The sequence below is a fragment of the Pseudomonas sp. genome, from assembly GCF_050739775.1.
Taxonomy (GTDB): domain Bacteria; phylum Pseudomonadota; class Gammaproteobacteria; order Pseudomonadales; family Pseudomonadaceae; genus Aquipseudomonas.
In genome coordinates this window covers 1-22,686 of sequence record NZ_JBOICA010000058.1, presented here as the reverse complement: position 1 = coordinate 22,686, position 22,686 = coordinate 1, and the positions used below count along the sequence as shown (strand labels likewise).

2 protein-coding genes and 3 pseudogenes are annotated in these 22,686 nt (G+C 64.4%); all 5 read left to right on the top strand.

Going from position 1 to position 22,686, the window contains the following annotated elements; all coding sequences use genetic code 11:
* Nucleotides 1-8,490: amino acid adenylation domain-containing protein (locus ACRESH_RS22355; protein WP_431744022.1), on the top strand; the 8,490-nt coding region annotated here is incomplete at its 5' end.
* 10 nt (nucleotides 8,491-8,500) lie between these two features.
* Nucleotides 8,501-11,854, top strand: coding sequence for an amino acid adenylation domain-containing protein (locus ACRESH_RS22350; RefSeq protein WP_431744021.1), 3,354 nt, complete (start codon nucleotides 8,501-8,503; stop codon nucleotides 11,852-11,854).
* Nucleotides 11,814-15,062: pseudogene (locus tag ACRESH_RS22345) on the top strand (amino acid adenylation domain-containing protein); the annotation flags it as partial. The gene ACRESH_RS22350 and the pseudogene ACRESH_RS22345, both read left to right, overlap by 41 nt.
* A pseudogene (locus tag ACRESH_RS22340) lies at nucleotides 15,042-22,349 on the top strand (amino acid adenylation domain-containing protein); the annotation flags it as partial. The pseudogenes ACRESH_RS22345 and ACRESH_RS22340, both read left to right, overlap by 21 nt.
* 165 nt (nucleotides 22,350-22,514) lie before the next feature.
* Nucleotides 22,515-22,686: pseudogene (locus tag ACRESH_RS22335) on the top strand (AMP-binding protein); the annotation flags it as partial.

The window sequence follows — 22,686 nt, the reverse complement described above, 5'->3', positions numbered from 1 at the left end:
TTGCAGCCGGTGCCAGCGGGGGTGCTGGGCGAACTGTACCTGTGCGGTAGCGGGCTTGCCCGCGGCTACCACCGTCGCCCTGGGCTGACAGCCGAGCGTTTTGTCGCCAGCCCGTTCGTGGCCGGCGCGCGGATGTACCGCACCGGTGACCTGGCGCGCTACCGGGCGGATGGCGTGCTCGAATACGCCGGGCGCCTGGACCACCAGGTGAAACTGCGCGGCTTGCGGATCGAGCTGGGCGAGATCGAGGCACGCTTGCTCGAGCATCCGTTGGTTCGCGAGGCGGTGGTATTGGCGGTTGAAGGCAAGTACCTGGTCGGCTACGTGGTGCTGGAGCAGGAAACAGCGGACTGGCGCGGCGAGTTGGCAAGCCACCTGGGGCAGCGCCTGCCGGAGTACATGGTGCCGAGCCAGTGGCTGGCCCTGGAGCGGATGCCGCTGAGCCCCAACGGCAAGCTGGAACGCAAGGCGCTGCCGGTCTTCGAGGCGCAGGCGAAGGAGGATTACCTTGAGCCTCAGGGTGAACTGGAGCAGGCCTTGGCCGCGCTCTGGGCCCAGGTGCTGGGCGTGGCGCGGGTAGGGCGCACGGACAACTTCTTCGAGTTGGGCGGGGATTCGATCATCTCCATTCAATTGGTCAGCCGGGCGCGGCAGGTCGGTATTGGTTTCAGTCCGCGTGACCTGTTCCAGCACCAAACGGTCGCCAGCCTGGCGCGGATCGCCAGCACCGCAGCTGTTGAGCAGGCCGTGCAGTTGCCGGTTGAGGGCGCATTGCCGCTGACGCCGGTGCAGCACGCTTTCTTTGAACTGGCGCAGTTTCAGCGTGCGCACTGGAACCAGTCGCTGTTGTTGCAGCCGCGCAATGCCTTGCAAGCCGGCGCGCTGGAGCGGGCCCTTGAGCATTTGCTGGGGCAGCATGACGCCCTGCGCCTGAGTTTCGTCGCGCAGGCCGAGGGCTGGCAGCAAGCCTATGTCGCCGAGCCGCCGGCAGGGCTGCTGTGGCAGCGTCAGGTCGACTCGGCTCAAGCCCTGCTGGCCCTTTGTGAAGAGGCTCAACGCAGCCTGTCACTGGAGCAGGGCATGCTGCTGCGTGCAGTGCTGGCGCAGCTGCCGGACGGTAGCCAGCGTTTGCTGCTGGTCATTCACCATCTGGCGGTGGATGGGGTGTCGTGGCGCATTCTGCTGGAGGACCTGCAGGCCAACTATGAGCGTTGCCTGCTGCACAAGGCGCCACTGGCGATGAGCAAGACCAGCAGCTACAAGGCGTGGGCCGAACGTTTGCTGGACAACGCGGCGACCCGCACTGGAGAGTGCCGCTGGTGGCAGCAACACCTGGCAGGTGCGCACGAGAGTCTGCCGGTGCGCAATGCCCAGGGCAGCCTGCTCAATCGTCATGGGCGCAAACAGCAACTGCAACTGGATGCCGAACTGACCCGGCAGCTACTGCAAGAGGCGCCGGCGGCCTACCGCACTCAGGTCAACGACTTGCTGCTGACCGCCCTGGCACGGGTAATCAGGCGCTGGACCGGTCATGACTCGACCTTGATCGAGCTCGAAGGCCACGGCCGTGAAGCGCTGTTCGACGACATCGACCTGAGCCGCACGGTCGGCTGGTTTACCAGCTTGTTCCCGCTCAAGCTGCAAGCCAGCCAGAGCCTGTCGGCGTCGATCAAGTCGATCAAGGAGCAGCTGCGCGCGGTGCCGGACAAAGGTGTTGGCTTCGGCATCCTGCGTTACCTGGGCGATGCCCAGACCCGGCAGGTGATGGCCGGTCTGCCGCGTCCACGCATCACCTTCAACTACCTGGGACGTTTCGACAGTCAGTTCGACGAGCACGCCGCCTTCTATCCGGCCGCGGAAAGCGCAGGCCACGCCCAGGATGAAAATGCCCCTCTGGCGAACTGGCTGAGTATTGAAGGTCAGGTGCACGGCGCACGCTTGAGCCTGCAATGGACCTATAGCGAGCAGATGTTCGACGCTGCGACCATTGAAGCCTTGCTTGAGGATTACCGCCGGGAGCTGGTGGCCCTGGTCGCCCACTGTTGTGAGCCGGCCAATGGTGGCCTGACACCTTCCGATGTCCCCCTGGCGGCGCTGTCGCAAGCCGAGCTCGATGCCTTGCCCGGGTGTCCCGGTGATATCCAGGACCTTTACCCATTGTCGCCCATGCAGCAAGGCATGTTGTTCCATAGCCTCTACCAGGCCGACCGGGGGGACTACATCAACCAGTTGCGCATGGATATCCAGGGGCTCGACAGCGTTCGTTTCCGCGAGGCCTGGCAGCACACCGTCGACGCTCACGACATCCTGCGCACGACCTTCCTCTGGCATCTGGAGCAGCCGCTGCAACGGGTCGACAAGCGCGCCGCCGTGGACTTTGCCGAACAGGACTGGCGTGGCCAGGAGGATCAGCAACTGCGCCTCGACGCTCTGGCGCTGAGCGAACGCAGCCGTGGCTTTGCCCTCGACCAGGCGCCGCTGTTGCGTCTGCTGCTGGTGCGTCTGGCTGACGATCAGTATCAACTGATCTATACCCACCATCACCTCCTGCTGGACGGCTGGAGCAATGCGCGGGTGCTGGCTGAAGTGCTGCAACGCTATCGCACCGGCACCTGCGCAACCGCGGCCGGACGCTACCAGGACTACATCGCCTGGCTGCAACGCCAGGATCAGGAGGCCAGCAAGGCGTTCTGGCACACGCAACTGGCCGGTCTGGAAGTCCCGACCCGCCTGGGACGCTCGATTCATCCACTGCCCGACAGCGCTGCCCAAGGCCAGGATGAGCATTGGCAGCACCTTGACGAGCAGGCCAGTGCCGCCCTTCAGGCATTTGCCCGGCGTTGCAAGGTCACCCTCAATACGGTGATTCAAGGCGCCTGGCTGGTGCTCTTGCAACGTTACAGCGGGCAGCAGTGCGTGGCCTTCGGGGCCACGGTTGCTGGCCGGCCCAGTGACTTGCCCGGGGTAGAAGAGCAGGTCGGTCTGTTCATCAATACCCTGCCGGTCATTGCCCAAGTGCCAGGGCACCTGGCGCTGGGGCAATGGCTGCAGGCATTGCAGGCGCAGAACCTGCAATTGCGCGAACACGAACACACGCCATTGTTCGAGATCCAGCGCTGGGCCGGGCAGGGGGATGCCTTGTTCGATACCTTGCTGGTATTCGAAAACTACCCGGTGGACCAGGCACTGAGTGCGTCGGCATTGGACGGCTTGCATTTGAGCAATATCCGCAGCCAGGAGCAGACCAGCTTGCCCTTGACCCTGTCGGTTACTGCCGCGCAAAGGCTATCGCTGCATTACCGCTTCGCCCTGGCCAGTTTCACCTGTGAGGGGGTGGCCGGCTTGAGCGCACAATTGGCGCAGCTGCTGGATGAAATGCTCAACGTCGGCGGCGAGGGCCATCTGGGCGACCTGCGGCTGCTGCCGGTGGCCGAGCAGCAGCGTCAGATCAGCCTCTGGAACCCGCGGCAGGCGCGTCAGCAACCGGCGCAGACTATCCACGGCCTGATCGAGCTGCAGGTGGCCAGGACGCCGGATGCCATGGCGCTTGTTCACGAGCATCAAGCCCTGACCTATGCCGAGCTCAACGTCCAGGCCAACCGTCTGGCGCATTGCTTGATCGCCCGCGGCGTCGGCCCGGAGGTGCGCGTGGCGATTGCCATGTCGCGCACGCCGCACATGCTGATCGCCATGCTGGCGGTGCTCAAGGCCGGTGGCGCTTATGTGCCACTGGACCTGGACTACCCGGGCGAACGCCTGGCACATATGCTCGAGGACAGTCAGGCGGCCTGGGTGCTGGTCGATGACACCGCTGACGTGCGTGAGCTGGTGTTGCCGGAAGAACGCCTGCTGCCAGTGGCGGCCCTTCTCGAAGACAGCGCAAGCGAAGACACTGACCCTTGCCAGGCGGTGTCTGCGAGCAACCTGGCCTATGTCATCTATACCTCAGGCTCTACCGGCAAGCCCAAAGGCGTTGCCATCAGCCATGACAACGTGCGGGCGCTGATCCACTGGTCTGCCAGGGTCTACAGTCAGAATGACCTGCAAGGCGTTCTCGCCAGCACCTCGATCTGTTTCGACCTGTCGGTTTGGGAACTGTTCGTCACCCTGGCTTGCGGTGGCCACTGCATCCTGGCCCGTAATGCGCTGGCCTTGCCGGATCTGCCGGCGCGCGACCAGGTACGGCTGATCAATACCGTGCCCTCGGCCATTGCCGCCCTGGAGCAGGCCGGGCACATTCCGCCAAGCGTACGCATCATCAACCTGGCCGGTGAGCCGCTGAAACAGGCGCTGGTCGATGCGCTTTATCGACTCCCGAGCCTTGCGCGGGTGCACGACCTGTATGGCCCGTCGGAAGACACCACCTATTCCACCCAGGCCCTGCGTGCCGCAGGCGGTGAGGCGAACATCGGGCGGCCTGTCACCAATACCGCCGGGTATGTGCTCGATGCCCAGTTGCAACCCTTGCCGATTGGTCTCAATGGCGAGCTCTACCTGGCAGGCGACGGCGTCACCCGCGGTTACCTGAACCGTCCGGGATTGACGGCCGAGCGCTACGTGCCGGATCCGTTCTCGGCCGATGGGCTGCGCATGTACCGCACGGGTGACCTGGTGCGTTACGACGATAAAGGCGTCATGCACTACACCGGGCGGATCGATCACCAGGTCAAGGTTCGTGGCTTCCGTATCGAACTGGGTGAGCTTGAGGCGCAGCTGCTTGAATGCCCGGGCGTGAGTGCCGCGGTTGTGGTTGCCCAGCCCTTGCAGGGCGGGGTACAGCTGGTGGCGTACCTGCAGGAACAACCGACTGCGCAGGACGCCTCCACGAACCAGCGCCGCGAGGCGGTCCAGGCCTTCCTGCGCCAGACCTTGCCGGACTACATGGTGCCAGCGCATGTCCTGTTCCTTGCGCAGCTGCCGTTGACCCCCAATGGCAAGGTCGACCGCAAAGCCTTGCCGCTGCCCGACGCGGCCAATGGCGAGTCGCACTACAGTGCCCCGCGCACCGCCCTGCAAGCTGCCGTTGCATTGATCTGGGAGCAGGTGCTTGAACAGGCGCCAGTGGGCCTTGGCGATAACTTCTTTGCCCTGGGTGGGCACTCATTGTTGGCCACCCGCGTGGTGTCGCGCATTCGTCGTGAGCTGTCGATTGAGATCGCCCTCAAGACGTTGTTCGAAACCTCCTCGCTGGAAGCCTTCGTGGCACTGCTCGAGCAACAGGCCCCTAGCGCTTGCACGGCGATCGAGCCGGTATCCCGCGAGCAGGCCCTGCCGCTGTCGTTTGCCCAGGAGCGGCAATGGTTCCTCTGGCAACTGGCGCCGCACAGCGCCGCCTCCAACCTGCCGGTGACGCTGCGCTTGCGTGGCGAGTTGCAGGTCGCCGCGCTGCGCGAAAGTTTTGCCCGGTTGCTGGCGCGCCACGAGTCCCTGCGCACCCACGTACAGGTGGTGCAGGGGCAGGCGCTGCAAGTGATCGAGCCGGTATCGACGCTACAACTGGTGCTTGAGCAAGGCGCTGATGAAGCAGGTGTGGAGGCACTATTCGCCGCCGAGATCGAGCGACCTTTCGATTTGCAGGCCGGGCCGCTGCTGCGGATTCGCCTGGTGCGCCTGGCGGCTGACGATCATGCGCTGCTGCTGGTTCAGCACCACATCGTTTCCGATGCCTGGTCGATGCAACTGATGGTCGAGGAGCTGGTGGAGGGTTACCAGGCTTGCCTTGAACAACGGCCGCTGCAGTTGCCGCAATTGCCGGTGCAGTACGCCGATTACGCTCACTGGCAACGTGCCTGGATGGCGGCCGGCGAGCGTGAGCGGCAACTGAGCTACTGGCGTGCACAGCTGGGCACGCTGCAGCCGGTGTTGCAGTTGCCGCTGGACCATCCACGGCCGGTCACGCCGAGTCATCGCGGTGCCAGCCTGGAGTTCAGCCTCGACAACAGCCTCACCCAGGCACTGGAGCACTGTGCCCGCGAGCAGGGGGTCACCTTGTTCATGCTGCTACTGGCCAGCTTCCAGGTGTTGTTGCAGCGTTACAGCGGTCAGTCCGATATTCGCGTTGGCGTGCCCAATGCCAACCGTAATCGCGCCGAAACCGAGCGCTTGATCGGCTTTTTCGTCAACACCCAGGTGCTCAAGGCGTCGCTCGACGGTCAGTTGGGCTTCGATCAGTTGCTGCAGCAGGTCAAGCACACCGCCCTGCAAGCCCAGGCTCACCAGGACCTGCCGTTCGAGCAACTGGTTGAAGCCCTGCAACCAGAGCGTACGCTTGGCCAGAATCCGTTGTTCCAGGTGATGTTCAACCACCAGAGCCGGACAGCCAGTGCTGTACGTCACCTGAGTGGCGTGCAGGTGGAGCAGCGTCCCTTCAGTGGCCATGCCGTGCAGTTCGACTTGACCCTGGACACCCTGGAGTCCGCCGATGGCCTGTGCGCCACGCTGAGCTACATGGCCGAGCTGTTCGAACCGCGCACCATCGAGCGAATGGCCGGGCACTGGACCCAACTGCTGCGGGCGGTGGTCCGGCAGCCGCAGACCTGTATTGGCAACCTGGACCTGCTCGATCAGCAGGAGCGGGATCGCCAGTTGCTGGAGCTGAACGGCCCGACCCGGACCTACCCGTTCGAGCAGGCGGTCCATCAACTGATCGAAGCGCAAGCCGAGCGGGCGCCGCAGGCCACCGCCTTGCTGTTTGCCGGTCAACGCCTGGATTTTGCCAGCCTCAACGCCCGGGCCAACCGCCTGGCCCATGCCCTGATCGAACGTGGGGTCGGTCCGGACGTGCTGGTGGGTATCGCCCTGGAGCGTTCCCTGGACATGGTCGTCGGCCTGCTGGCGATCATGAAGGCTGGCGGTGCCTATGTACCACTGGACCCGGAGTACCCGCAGGAACGCCTGGCCTACATGCTTGCCGACAGTGCGGTGAGTTTGCTGCTGACCCAGGATTCGCTGCGCCAGCGCCTGCCGCTCGACGGCATCGAAACCCTGGTGCCGGGCGATTGGCTGGAAGTTTACAGCGACCGCAACCCGCAGGTTGATCTGCACCCGGACAACCTCGCCTATGTGATCTACACCTCCGGTTCCACCGGCCAGCCCAAGGGCGTAGCCGTGGCGCATGGGCCGCTGCTGATGCATTGCCTGGCCATCGGCGAGCGTTACGAGATGACCGCGCAGGATTGTGAACTGCACTTCATGTCGTTCGCCTTCGACGGTGCCCACGAGCGCTGGCTGACCAGCCTGAGCCATGGCGCCAGCCTGCTGATTCGCGACGCTGCCTTGTGGACCCCGGAGCAGACTTACCAGCAGATGCACCAGCATGGCGTGACTGTGGCGGCCTTCCCGCCGGCCTACCTGCAGCAACTGGCCGAACATGCCGAGCGCGAGGGCAACCCGCCAGCGCTGCGGATCTACTGCTTCGGTGGCGATGCGGTGCCCGATGCCAGCTTCGAACTGGCCAAGCGCGCCTTGCGCCCGCAGTACATCATCAATGGCTATGGGCCGACCGAAACCGTGGTCACGCCGCTGATCTGGAAGGCCGGGGGCGATGAAGGCTGCGGCGCGGCCTATGCGCCGATCGGCGAGCGCATCGGCGCCCGTAGCGCCTATGTGCTGGACAGCGAACTGAACCTGGTGCCGCAAGGCATTGCCGGTGAGCTGTACCTGGGCGGGCAGGGACTGGCGCGCGGTTACCTGGCCCGTGCCGGGCTGACCGCCGAACGCTTTGTCGCCGATCCGTTCGCCCCTGGCGGACGCCTGTACCGTACCGGTGACCTGGTGCGCCAGCGTGGCGACGGGGTGGTGGAGTACCTAGGGCGGGTCGACAACCAGGTGAAGATCCGCGGCTTCCGTATCGAACTGGGCGAAATCGAAGCGTGCTTGCTGGCCGTGGCTGGCGTGCGTGAAGCGGTGGTGCTGGCCCGCGAGGGGCTCAGCGGCCAGCAACTGGTGGCCTATGTGGTACCGACGGAGCTGACCCTGCTTGACGATTCGCAGGCGCAGCAGGCGCTGCGTGACGAACTGCGCCAGCACCTGCGCAGCGTGCTGCCGGACTACATGGTGCCGGCGCAGTGGCTGCTGCTGGCGCAACTGCCGCTGACGCCCAACGGCAAGCTCGACCGCAAGGCGCTGCCGGCCCCGGATGCCAGTGCCTTGCAGGGGATTTACGAGGCGCCGGTAACGGCGCTGGAGCAAGAACTGGCAAACCTCTGGGCACAGGTGCTCAAGCTCGACCGGGTAGGGCGTAACGACAACTTCTTCGAGCTGGGCGGTCACTCGCTCCTGGCCATGCAGGTGATCGTCGGCGTGCGTGAGCAATTGCACGTCGAAATTGCCCTCAAAACCTTGTTCAGTCATCCCGACCTGGCCGGCTTCGCCCAGCAGGTAGAGGCGCTGCGCAAGGAAAATTCACCGGTACAGGACGCCTTGGCTAAATCGTTGGCCGCCCTCAAACGTTTATCTGCCAATGATCTAGAAAAACTGCTTTCCGAATGAGGGGCATGGCGTGCAAGAGTTGATTGATTCGATAGGTGTGCTGTCTGCACAGGAAAGAAAGGCCCTGGCCATCCTGCTGAAAAAGGAAGGGGTCAATCTCTTCGATGTGGCGCCGGTGTTCAAGCGAGACCCTGGCGAACCCCTGAAGCTTTCCTATGCCCAGGAGCGCCAGTGGTTTCTCTGGCAGCTGGAACCGCACAGCGCCGCCTATCACATCCCGGCCGCACTGCGCTTGCGCGGCGCGCTGGACCTGTCGGCCCTGCAGCGCAGTTTCGCCGCGCTGGTGGAGCGTCATGAAAGCCTGCGCACGCATTTCACCCAGATTGAAGGCCAGACCCGTCAGGTCATCGCCGCTGACCTGGCGGTTGACCTGCAGGTGCAGCCGATTGGTGAGTGCAGCGAAGCGCAGGTGAGGGCGCTGGTTGAGGCGCAGGTGCAACAACCTTTCGACCTGCAGGCTGGGCCGTTGCTACGGGTCAGCCTGATGCAGATCAGCGAGCAGGAGCATGTGCTGGTCTTGGTGCAGCACCACATCATTTCTGATGGCTGGTCGATGCAGATCATGGTTCAGGAGCTGGTGGCGTGCTACCAGGCCTTCGCCCAGGGCCTCTCGCCGCAGCTGCCGCCATTGCCCATTCAGTACGCCGACTATGCGCTCTGGCAGCGGAGTTGGATGGAGGCCGGCGAGCGTGCCCGGCAATTGGATTACTGGGCCGCGCAACTGGGCCACGAACAGCCGGTGCTGGAGCTGCCCCTGGACCACTCGCGGCCAGCCAGCCAAAGCTATCGTGGTGGCCGGGTCGATGTGCCGCTGGGGTTGGCACTGAGCAAAGGCTTGCAGGACTTGGCCCAGCAGCAAGGCGTGACGTTGTTCATGCTGCTGTTGGCCAGTTTCCAGGTCCTGTTGCATCGCTACAGCGGCCAGTCGGACATCCGCGTGGGTGTGCCGAACGCCAACCGCAACCGGCCTGAAACCCAGCGCCTGATCGGCTTTTTCGTCAACACCCAGGTGCTCAAGGCCGATATCCAGGGGCGCCAGTCCTTCGCCCAGCTGCTGCAGCAGGTCAAGCAAGCCGCGCTGCAAGCCCAGGGCCATCAAGACCTGCCGTTCGAGCAACTGGTCGAAGCCTTGCAACCCGAGCGTAGCCTGAGCCAGAGTCCTCTGTTCCAGGCCATGTATAACCACCAGAGTGCTGCCCGTGGCGGCCTGCCAACCCAGCAACTGGATGGTTTGAGCATCGAAGAAATTGTGTTCGATAGCCAGGCGGCGCAATTTGACCTGAGCCTGGATACCTTCGAGTCGGACCAGGGCCTGGTCGGCTCCTTCACCTATATGGACGAGCTGTTCGAGCACGCAACGCTCGAACGCATGGGCGGGCACTGGTCGAACCTGCTGCAAGCGATCGTGGCCCAGCCCCATGCTGGCGTGGATCAACTCGACCTGCTCGATGCTCCCCAGCGCCAGCAGTTGCTGCAACAGTGGAGTGGTGTGCAGGGGTGCGCTCAGCCAAGCCCCGATACTGTCCCGGACCTGATCGAAGCCCAGGTGGTAAAAACGCCGGAAGCCGTGGCGCTGGTCCACGAAGACCGGCAACTGACCTATCGGCAGATGAATGCCCAGGCCAACCTGCTGGCCAGCCAGTTGCTGGCCGTCGGCGTGGGGCCCGAGTCGCGGGTCGGCATTGCCGTCGAGCGCGGGTTGGGCATGGTCATCGCGGTATTGGCTGTGCTCAAGTGCGGCGCCGCCTATGTACCGATGGATCCGCAGTACCCGGCTGACCGCCTGCAGTGCATGATCGAAGATGCCGGCCTGGCCTGCCTGGTCAGCCAGAGCTGGTTGCTTGACGCACTGGCCGTGGCCCAGAACATTCCTGAAATCTGCCTGGACAGGGTGCTCGATGAGCATGATGGCAGTGAGCATCCGGACCCGTGCCGCACGGCTGAGCCGGATAACCTCGCCTATGTGATGTTCACCTCAGGCTCCACCGGGCGGCCCAAAGGCGTGGCGATCAGCCAGGCCGCACTGACGGCCCATGTGCAGATGTGCATCGGTTTCTTTGGCCTGGTGCCGAGCGACCGGGTGCTGCAATTTGCGACCTTCAACTTCGACGGTTTTATCGAACAGCTGTTCCCGGCGCTGAGCTGTGGCGCGGCGGTGGTCCTGCGTGGTAACGAAATCTGGTCAAGCGAGATGTTCCATCAGGCGTTGATCACTCAGGGCATCAGTGTTGCCGACCTGCCCACAGCCTACTGGGCGATGCTGGCCAAGGACTTTGCCGCGCAGCCGCGTACCAGCTATGGCGCGTTGCGCCAGGTGCACGCCGGGGGCGAGGCGATGTCGGCCGATGCGCTGGCCGCTTGGCATGCCGCTGGCCTCAAGGGTGTGCGCCTGCTCAACACCTACGGCCCAACCGAGGCAACCGTGACGGTCAGCGCCTACGACTGCAGCACTGAACGCTCACGTTCAGCTGGCACCGCGAACCCGCCTATCGGCCAGGTACTGCCGGGGCGTTCGCTGTATGTGCTCGATGGCAGTGGCGCCTTGGCGCCGATTGGCGTGATCGGCGAGCTGATGATCGGCGGTGATTTGTTGGCACGGGGTTACTTCTCCCGGCCTGGGCTGACTGCCGAGCGCTTCATGCCCAACCCGTTCGCGTCCGGTGGCGGGCGTTTGTACCGCAGTGGTGACCTGGTACGGCGCCTGGCCGACGGTGACATCGAGTATGTCGGGCGCAGCGACCATCAGATCAAGTTGCGTGGCTTCCGTATCGAGTTGAGCGAAATCGAGGCGAAACTGCTGGAGCACCCACGGATCCGTGAGGCGTTGGTGATGCCGGTAGAGGGGCCGGCCGGCATGCAACTGGTGGCTTACCTGGTGGCGCCGGCATTGGCAGCGGGTGAGGACGACTGGAGGGTGCCGCTAAAGGCCTGGCTCAAGGAGTGTCTGCCCGACTACATGGTGCCCGCGCACCTGTTGCGCCTGGAGGCCATGCCGTTGTCACCCAACGGCAAACTGGATCGCCGCGCACTGCCGGCACCGGATCCCGATGCGTTGCGCCGTTTGCACGTAGCGCCAGCCAGCGACCTGGAAAAGCGCGTGGCGGCGATCTGGCAGGACCTGCTCAAGGTCCCGGCAATCAGTATGCATGACAACTTTTTCGAACTGGGTGGGCACTCGCTGCTGGCTACCCAGGTCATGGCTCGGGTCCAGCTGGAACTGGGGGCGAACATTGCGTTGAGTCTTTTGTTCAAGGACAGCACCTTGCAAGGTTTCACTCAGGCAATCACGCCATTGGTCAGCCTCGACATGAGCGACACCCTCGATGACCTGCACGATTTCCTCACCGTGCTGGAGGCGAACTGAGATGGACCACAACAGCAAACTCGCCCTGGTTCAGCGCTTTCTGAAGTTGCCTGCGGGCCAGCGCCGGTTGTTCCTCGACAAGCTGCAGGAAAAAGGCGTGAGCCTGACGCAACTGCCCATCGCGCACGTGGAACACGCCGATCAGCCGGTGGCGTTGTCCTATGCCCAGCAACGCCAGTGGTTTCTCTGGCAGTTGCAGCCAGGCAGCGCTACTTACCACATTCCCTCTGCGTTGCGTCTGTATGGGCCGCTGCAACGGGACGCCTTGCAGCGCAGCTTTGATCGGCTGATTGAGCGCCACTCGGTGCTGCGCACGGCCTTTGTCGAGCATGACGGCCTGGCCGCGCAGCAGATCCTGCCGACCCGTGCGCTGAGCGTGGCATTCGAGGCACTCAGTGAGTTGGCGCTCGATCAAGCGCAGCTGGTCGCGCGGATGGAGGCGGAGATCCAGCGCCCCTTCGATCTGGCTTGCGATTGCCTGCTGCGGGTGCGCCTGATGCAGGTAGCCGAGGACGACCATGTCCTGGTGTTGACCCTGCACCACATCATCGCCGATGGCTGGTCGATGCAGGTGATGGTCGAAGAGCTCATTGCCCTGTACCGCGAATTCACCGGCAAAGGTGCCAGTGCTTTGCCGGCCTTGCCGATCCAGTATGTCGATTACGCGCATTGGCAGCGAGCCTGGATGGAAGCGGGTGAACGCGACCGGCAACTGGCCTACTGGACCGCGCAACTGGGTGGCGAACAGCCCCAGTTGGGCTTGCCCATCGACCGTCCGCGTCCGGCGCAGCCAAGCCATCGCGGGGCGCGGGTGCAGCTTGCGCTGGAGGCCGCCCAGGTTGCCGGGCTCAAACGCCTGGCCAACAGCGAGAACCTGACCCCCTTCGTGGTGCTGCAGGCGTGCCTGCATGCCTTGCTATACCGCTACAGCGGCCAACAGGATATTCGCGTCGGCCTGCCGGTGAGTAACCGCAACCGCCCGGAAGCCGAGCGCTTGATCGGCTTTTTCGTCAACACTCTGGTGTTGCGCACTACCCCGCATGGGCAACTGACCTTCCGTGCGCTTTTGGCCCAGGTCAAGCAGCAGGTCATGGGGGCCCAGGCCCACCAGGACTTGCCGTTCGAGCAGTTGGTCGAGGCGCTGCAGCCGGAGCGCAGCCTCAGCCAGAGTCCATTGTTCCAGGTATTGCACAACCACCAGAGCGAAAGCCGTGGCGAGCAGTGGCAGGTAGACGAGCAGCTTCGGGTCCAGAGCCTGACCTTGGGCGGGTGCCAGAGCAAGTTCGACCTGACCCTGGAAACTTTCGAGCATGGCGATGAGATGGCGGCATCGTTCATCTATGCCAGCGATTTGTTCGAGGCCCAGACCATCGAACGGATGGCCCGGCATCTTGCGACCCTGATCAGTGCGTTCAGCGACAACCCTGATACCACCCTGGCGGCGCCGCTGTTGCTCGATGCCGCCGAGCGCCAGGCCATTGCCCAGCCCTGCATCGGGCAGGTGCTGGCCGCGCAGCCGCAGTCGTCCATTCATGCCTTGATTGAAGCCGCTGCCCAGCGTGTGCCGGAACAACTGGCGGTGGTCTGCAATGACCAGCGCTTGACCTACCGTGAACTGGACCTGCGGGCCGGGCAGTTGGCCCGTCGCCTGCGCGCGCTCGGCGCTGGGCCGGACGTGTGTGTGGCTGTCCGGGCGCCGCGTTCGGTGGAGTTGATCGTGGCGATCGTGGCGGTGCTCAAGGCCGGCGCGGCCTACCTGCCGCTTGATCCCGAGGCGCCGAGCCAACGGCTTGAGCAGTTGCTCGCCGACAGTGGCGTCGACCTGTTGCTGAGCGACAGCACCTGGCTAGCCCAGCAACACCAGGCGCGGCTTCCACAGGTCGTGTGCCTGGACGCTGCCGACAGCTACCTGGCGGCAGAGGGGCCGAATGATGCAGCGCAGGTCCTGGCGGATAACCTGGCTTATGTGATCTACACCTCGGGTTCCACCGGCCAGGCCAAGGGGGTGATGGTCAGCCATGGCGCGTTGCTCGGTTATGTCCGGGCCATTCTTGCGCAAATGCCTTGGGACCAGGTGCAGAGCATGGCGATGGTCTCCACGCCGGCGGCGGACCTGGGCCATACCATGCTGTTCGGCGCCCTGTGTTCGGGGCGCACCTTGCACTTGGCCGATGCCCGGCAGGTCAAGGATGCCGAGGCCTTCCGCGGCTTCATGGTCGAACACGCCATCGATGCCCTGAAGATCGTGCCGTCGCACTTGAGCGCGCTGCTCGAAGCTGCAGACCCGGCCGCGGTACTGCCGCGCCATTGCCTGGTGCTCGGTGGCGAGGCGTGTTCCACGGCGCTGCTTGATCAGCTTCGCCTACTCGCGCCGCACTGCCAGGTGGTCAACCACTACGGGCCAAGCGAAACCACGGTGGGCGTGATCGCCGGGGAGATTACCGCGGCTTCGCCATCGTCGCGTATCGCCATGGGGCGTGCGTTGCCCCAGGTGCAGATCCACCTGCTCGACGACAACCTGCAGCCGGCGCCGTTGGGTACCAGCGCAGAGCTGTATGTGGCTGGGCCAACCCTGGCGCGAGGCTACCATGCCAGGCCGGGGATGACCGCCGAACGCTTCGTGCCGGATCCGGCATCCAGCGCAGGCGGGCGGCTGTACCGCACGGGCGACCGGGCGCGCATCGAGCAGGGTGCCATCGCCTACCTGGGGCGGGCGGATGACCAGGTCAAGATCAGAGGCTTTCGCGTCGAGCCAGACGAAGTGGCCCAGCGCCTTCGGGCGATGCCCGGCGTGGCCAGCGCGGCGGTGGTGCCAATGGACCTCGGCGCGGGGTTGCGTCTGCTCGCCTATGTCGTCGCCGACGAGGTTGAAGTACGACAGGCCGCATTTGCGCCGCAGCCCTGGTGCCAGGCACTGTTGCAAGCATTCAAGCAGCAGGTGCCCGACTACCTGTTGCCCAGCCACGTGGTGCTGCTTGAAAAACTGCCAGTGACCAGCAATGGCAAGCTCGATCGTCGGGCCTTGCCTGCTCCGGACACTCATCTGCTGCAGGGCCGTTTCCAAGCCCCGGAAGGTGAGCTGGAAGTGCGCATCGCGGGGATCTGGGCCGAGGTGCTCAAGCGTGAGCAGGTCGGGCGCAACGATAACTTCTTTGAATTGGGCGGTGATTCGATCATCTCCATTCAAGTGGTCAGCCGTGCGCGCAATGCCGGTATTCACTTCAGCGCACGGGATCTGTTCACCCGCCAGAGCGTGCGTGAACTGGCTCTGGTGGCGCAGTTGGGGGAGGTGCGCAAGCTGCTCGAACAAGGCCCGGTCAGCGGTGACCTGGCGCTGCTGCCCATTCAGCAGTGGTTCTTCGAACAGGCCGTGGCGGTCCCTCACTACTGGAATCAATCGGTGTTGCTGCGGCCCTTGCAAAAGGTCGATGAAGCGGCGCTGGAGCAGGCGCTGCAGGCCCTGGTCAGCCATCATGATGCACTGCGCCTGTCCTTCACTGGCCCGCGGGCGAGCCACCGCAACCTTGAGCGGCAGCGTCAGGACTGGCAGCAACGGCCCTTGCTCTGGATCACCCGCGTTGCCTCGGCGCAGGCGCTGCAAGCGGCGTGCACTGAGGCCCAGGCCAGCCTGGACCTGAGCAACGGCCCACTGCTGCGCGGCCTGCTGGCCACGCTGGAAGATGGCAGCCAGCGGCTGCTGCTGGTCATTCATCACCTAGTGGTCGATGGCGTGTCATGGCGCATCCTCTTCGAGGACCTGCAAACGGCCTATGCGCAGCTATGCCAGGGACAGGCGTGGCAATTGCCGGCCAAGACCAGTGCCTACAAGGTCTGGGGCGAGCGCCTCGGTGAGTTCGCCCAGGGCGCCGGGCTTGAAGCCCTGGCCCACTGGCAAGGCTTGCGTGGCGTCAGCGCCGAGCTGCCTTGTGACAATCCTCATGGCAGCCAGTCGTCTGGCCATGCCCATTGTATGTACAGCCGCCTGGACCGGGAGACCACGCGCCAGTTGCTGCAGCAGGCGCCTGCGGCGTATCGCACCCAGGTCAACGACTTGCTGCTGACCGCATTGGCACGGGTAGTGGTGCGCTGGAGTGGCCAGCCACAAGCGCTGATCCAACTGGAAGGCCATGGCCGCGAGGAGCTGTTCGACGACGTCGACCTGACGCGCACGGTGGGCTGGTTCACCAGCTTGTTCCCGGTGTGCCTGACCCCGGCCGTCGCCCTGGACGACTCGATCAAGGCGATCAAGGAGCAACTGCGCGCGGTTCCGAACAAGGGCATCAGCCTGGGTGTGCTGCGCTACCTGGGCAGCGGCACGCTGCGAGCGCAACTGGCCGAGCTGCCGCAGGCGCGCATTACGTTCAATTACCTGGGCCAGTTCGATGGCAGTTTCGACCAGACCCAGGACCTCTTCGTACCGGCACTTGAAGACAAGGGCGCGGAACAGGGCGAGGGTACCTTGCTGAGCAACTGGCTCAGCCTCAACGGCCAGGTGTATGACGGTGAGTTGAGCATTGGTTGGACCTTCAGCGGCGAACGTTTCGCCGACGCGAGCATCGAGCGCCTGGCCCAGGACTATGTTGCCGAACTCAAGGCGCTGATCGCTCATTGCCTGGTGCCAGAGAGCGCTGGCGTGACCCCGGCTGACTTCCCCCTGGCCGGGCTCGATCAGGCGCAGCTGGACAGCCTGGACATCGCCGCTGCCGACATCGAAGACATCTATCCGCTGTCGCCGATGCAACAGGGGATGTTGTTCCATTCGCTGTACCAGCAGCAACGCAGTGAATACGTCAACCAGATGTGGGTCGATGTCCAGGGCCTGCAGGTCGAGCGCTTCCAGGCCGCCTGGCAAGCGGCACTGGCCGCGCATGACATTCTGCGCACGGTCTTTTGCTGGCAGCTTGAGCCGGCCGTCCAGGTGGTGTGCAAACAAGCACCGGCCAGCTTCGAGTCACTGGACTGGCGCGGGCAGCCGGACCTTGAGCAGGCCTTACAGGCATTGGCGCGCACCCGCCGCGAGCAAGGCTTTGACCTGGCCCGGGCACCGTTGCTGCACCTGACCGTGGTGCGTACCGCTACCGACCGGTACCGCTTGATCTACACCAACCACCATATTCTGCTCGACGGCTGGAGCAATTCGCAGCTGCTGGGTGAGGTGTTGCAGCGCTACAGCGGTGAACCTATCACCCAGTTGCCAGGGCGTTATCGCGACTACATCGGTTGGTTGCTGGGGCAAGATCGCCAGGCCAGTGAGGCCTTTTGGAAAGCGCGCCTGGCCGAGCTGCCGGCGCCTACTCACCTGGCGCTGGCCTTCGCCAGTACGCCGCGCAAGCTCGATGCCAGTGGTCATGGCCACCGTTACCAGGTGCTGGACAGCGAACGGACCCGGCAATTTGGCGAGTTTGCCCGGCAGCAGAAGATCACCCTCAATACCTTGATGCAGGCCGCCTGGTTGCTGGTGTTGCAGCGCTATACCGGGCAACCCTGCGTGACGTTCGGGGCGACGGTTGCAGGACGTCCGACCGCGCTCAAAGGCATCGAGCAGCAGCTCGGTTTGTTCATTAATACCCTGCCGGTAATTGCCCGTGTCGAGCCAACGATGAGCGTCGCGCGGTGGTTGCAGGTGGTCCAGGCTGAAAACCTGGCCATTCGTGATCACGAACATAGCGCCTTGGTGGATATCCAGCGCTGGGCCGGGCAGGGCGGCAGTGCCCTGTTCGATTCGATCCTGGTGTTCGAGAATTATCCGATCTCCGAAGCCCTGGCCCAGGGCGACAGCCTGGGGCTGAGATTCGGTGAAGTGGTCAACCATGAACAGTCCAACTATCCGTTGTCACTGGCGGTCAGCCTGGGCAATGAGCTGTCGCTGCACTACTGCTTCGACAAGGGGCTGTACCAGGAGCGGGATATCGAGCAGCTCAGCCAGAGCTTCGACCACCTGCTGGAGCAACTGACCAGTGTGCCGGTGCATCGTTGCCTGGGTGAGCTGGACGCCATCGGCCCTGCCGAGCGCGAGCTGATCGAACAGGTCTGGAATGGCCCGACCCGGACCTACCCGTTCGAGCAGGCGGTCCACCAACTGATCGAAGCGCAAGCCGAGCGGGCGCCGCAGGCCACCGCCTTGCTGTTTGCCGGTCAACGCCTGGACTTTGCCAGCCTCAACGCCCGGGCCAACCGCCTGGCCCATGCCCTGATCGAACGTGGGGTCGGTCCGGACGTGCTGGTGGCTATCGCCCTGGAGCGTTCCCTGGACATGGTCGTCGGCCTGCTGGCGATCATGAAGGCTGGCGGCGCCTATGTACCACTGGACCCGGAATACCCGCAGGAACGCCTGGCCTACATGCTTGCCGACAGTGCGGTGAGCTTGCTGCTGACCCAGGATTCGCTGCGCCAGCGTCTGCCGCTTGACGGCATCGAAACCCTGGTGCCGGGCGACTGGCTGGAGGCCTACAGCGACCACAATCCGCAGGTTGATCTGCACCCGGACAACCTCGCCTACGTGATCTACACTTCCGGCTCCACCGGCCAGCCCAAGGGTGTGGCCGTGGCGCACGGACCGCTGCTGATGCATTGCCTGGCCATCGGCGAGCGCTACGAAATGACCGCGCAGGATTGTGAACTGCACTTCATGTCGTTCGCTTTCGACGGTGCCCACGAGCGTTGGCTGACCAGCCTGAGCCATGGCGCCAGCCTGCTGATCCGCGACGCTGCCTTGTGGACCCCGGAGCAGACTTACCAGCAGATGCACCAGCATGGCGTGACGGTGGCGGCATTCCCGCCGGCCTACCTGCAGCAACTGGCCGAACATGCCGAGCGCGAGGGCAACCCGCCAGCGCTGCGGATCTACTGCTTCGGTGGCGATGCGGTGCCCGATGCCAGCTTCGAACTGGCCAAGCGCGCCTTGCGCCCGCAGTACATCATCAATGGCTATGGGCCGACCGAAACCGTGGTCACGCCGCTGATCTGGAAGGCCGGGGGCGATGAAGGCTGCGGCGCGGCCTATGCGCCGATCGGCGAGCGCATCGGCGCCCGTAGCGCCTATGTGCTGGACAGCGAACTGAACCTGGTGCCGCAAGGCATTGCCGGTGAGCTGTACCTGGGCGGGCAGGGACTGGCGCGCGGTTACCTGGCCCGTGCCGGGCTGACCGCCGAACGCTTTGTCGCCGATCCGTTCGCCCCTGGCGGACGCCTGTACCGTACCGGTGACCTGGTGCGCCAGCGTGGCGACGGGGTGGTGGAGTACCTAGGGCGGGTCGACAACCAGGTGAAGATCCGCGGCTTCCGTATCGAACTGGGCGAAATCGAAGCGTGCTTGCTGGCCGTGGCTGGCGTGCGTGAAGCGGTGGTGCTGGCCCGCGAGGGGCTCAGCGGCCAGCAACTGGTGGCCTATGTGGTACCGACGGAGCTGACCCTGCTTGACGATTCGCAGGCGCAGCAGGCGCTGCGTGACGAACTGCGCCAGCACCTGCGCAGCGTGCTGCCGGACTACATGGTGCCGGCGCAGTGGCTGCTGCTGGCGCAACTGCCGCTGACGCCCAACGGCAAGCTCGACCGCAAGGCGCTGCCGGCCCCGGATGCCAGTGCCCTGCAGGGGATTTACGAGGCGCCGGTAACGGCGCTGGAGCAAGAACTGGCAAACCTCTGGGCACAGGTGCTCAAGCTCGACCGGGTAGGGCGTAACGACAACTTCTTCGAACTGGGCGGCGACTCGATCATTTCGATCCAGTTGGTCAGCCGCGCCCGTGCCGTCGGTATTCAGTTCAGTCCCAAGGACCTGTTCAACCAGCAGACGATCCAGGAACTGGCGCTGGTCGCCCAGCGTGGCGAGTCGCGTTTGCAAATCGATCAGGGCCCGGTCAGCGGCGCGCTGGCCCTGTTGCCGATCCAGCAATGGTTCTTCGAGCAGCCGATTCCCGACCTGCACCACTGGAACCAGTCGGTGTTGCTACGTCCGCAACAAGCGCTGCAAGCGGAGCATCTGGAGAACGCCTTGCACGCGCTGGTTGTTCATCACGATGCCTTGCGCCTGTCGTTCCAGGTTGAGGCCGCGCGATGGCGCGCCGAACACCGCAGCCTGGAGCTGCAGGAACAGCTGTGGCAAACCCAGCCGTTGCTGATCTGTGCCCAGGTCGCTGACGCGCAGGCACTGGAGGCGGTATGCGAGCAGGTCCAGCGCAGCCTTGACCTGCAGCAAGGGCCGTTGTTGCGCGCCTTGCTGGCCACCCTGGCCGATGGCAGCCAGCGCTTGCTGCTGGTTATTCACCACCTGGTGGTTGATGGGGTTTCATGGCGCATCCTGTTCGAGGACCTGCAGGCACTCTATGCCCAGCTGCAAGCGGGTCAGGCCTTGTCCTTGCCGCCGCGCACCAGTTCGTTCAAGGCCTGGGGCGAACGCCTGCAACAGTACGCACACAGCAGCGGGCAGGCTGAGCTGGGGTACTGGCAGGCACAGTTGCGGGATGCTCCGGTCGATTTGCCGTGTGACCACCCAGACGGCAGCCTGAGCGCAGCGTTCGCCAGCAGTGTGCAGCGTCAGCTGAACCCGCAACTGACCCGGCGCTTGTTGCAGCAGGCGCCCGCCGCCTATCGCACCCAGGTCAACGATCTGCTGCTGACTGCCCTGGCGCGGGTCATCGCTCGTTGGAGCGAGCAGCCACGGGTGCTGATCCAGTTGGAGGGACATGGTCGTGAGGAGTTGTTCGACGATATCGATCTGACCCGCACCGTTGGATGGTTCACCAGCCTGTTCCCCGTGTGCCTGGCCCCGCAACCGCGTCTGGAGGATTCGATCAAGGTCATCAAGGAGCAGCTGCGCGCGATCCCCAACAAAGGCCTTGGCCTGGGCCTGCTGCAGTACCTGGGCGACGATGCCAGTCGGGCGCAACTGCGTGACTTGCCGCAGCCACGGATCACCTTCAACTACCTGGGGCAATTCGACAGCAGCTTCGACGACGAACAGGGACTGTTCGTGCCGGCCGAGGAAAGCTCGGGTAGCCAGCAGCATGCCGAGGCGCCGCTGGGCAACTGGCTGTCGATTGGCAGCCGGGTCTACGGCGGTGAATTGAGCATGACCTGGACGTTCAGCAGCGACCTGTTCGATGCCGCGACCATTGAGCGATTGGCCCAGGCTTATTGCGACGAACTCGCGGAGTTGATCGAGCATTGCTGCCTCCTCGAGCAAGGTGCCCTGACCCCTTCGGATGTGCCCTTGGCCGGCCTCAGCCAGGATCAGCTTGACGCCTTGCCGGTGGCGGCCCGCGATATCGATGACCTCTATCCCTTGTCGCCGATGCAGCAGGGCATGCTGTTTCATGCTTTGTACCAGCAGGGCAGTGGCGACTACATCAACCAGATGGAAGTGGATGTCAGCGGGCTGGATGTCGAGCGCTTCCGCGCGGCCTGGCAGCAGGTGCTGGCCAGCCACGACATCCTGCGCAGTCAGTTCATCTGGCAGCTGGAGCAGCCGCGGCAGATAGTCTGCAAGCAAGCGGCGGCCAACTTCAGCGTGCTCGACTGGTCGGCCCGTGACGAGCAGGCTCAGGCGCTGAGCGAACTGGCGCAACAGGACCGTGCCCGGGGCTTCGACCTGGCCCAGGCACCGCTGGTGCGCCTGACCGTAGTGCGCACCGGTGAGGCGAGTTATCGGCTGATCTACACCAGCCACCACATCCTCATGGATGGCTGGAGTAACTCGCAGTTGCTGGGCGAGTTGCTGCAACGCTATGCCGGTGAGGTCATCGCCCCGCACAACGGACGTTTCAGTGACTACATTGCCTGGTTGCAGCGCCAGGACATGCAGGCCAGCGAAGCATTCTGGACATCACGCATCGCCCGGCTGGCGGCACCTACCTCGCTCAGCCAGGCCGTGGCACGCGATCCCGATCAGGCTGATCGCAGCGGCCATGGCGATCACTACCATGTGCTCGATGAGCTGCGTTGCGAGCAGCTCAACGCGTTTGCCCGGCAGCACAAAGTGACCCTCAACACGGTGGTCCAGGCGGCCTGGCTGTTGCTGTTGCAACGCTTCACCGGGCAATCCACGGTCGCCTTCGGGGCAACCGTGGCGGGGCGCCCGGCCGAGCTCAAGGGCATCGAGCGTCAAGTGGGGTTGTTCATCAACACCCTGCCGGTGGTGGCTTCGGCGGCCAGTGAGTCGAGCGTGTCCCAGTGGCTGCAGCAGGTGCAGCAGGAAAACCTGGCAGCACGTGAGCATGAGTACACCCCTTTGTTCGAGATTCAGCGTTGGGCCGGCCAGGCCGGGGCTGCCCTGTTCGACAACATCCTGGTGTTCGAGAACTATCCGGTATCCGAGGCCCTGGCCCAGGGCGCAAACATCGGCCTGGTCTTTGGTGAAGTACAAAACCATGAGCAGACCAGCTACCCGTTGTCGCTGGCGGTCAACCTGGGTGCGCAGATGTCGCTGCACTTCAGCTTCGACCGGGCGTTGTTCGATGCCTCGGCAGTCGAGCAGTTCGGCACCAGTCTGGACTGGCTGCTCGAACAACTGGTTGGCAGTCAGCCCGACACCTGCCTGGGGCAACTGGGCATCGTCAGGCCTGCGGCGTTGCAAACCACGGTCGAGCAGTGGAACGACACCCGTGTGGACTACGCCCTGGACTGGCCGGTGCATGCCCGTTTCGAAGCCCAGGCCCTGCAGCAGCCTGATGCGCCAGCCCTGGTCTTTGCCGGCCAGCAACTCAGCTACGCCCAGCTCAATGCCCGGGCCAACCAGCTGGCACACCTGCTGATCGCGCGCGGGGTGGGGCCGGATGTGCTGGTGGGCATCGCCGTGGAGCGTTCGCTGGAGATGGTCATCGGCCTGCTGGCGATCC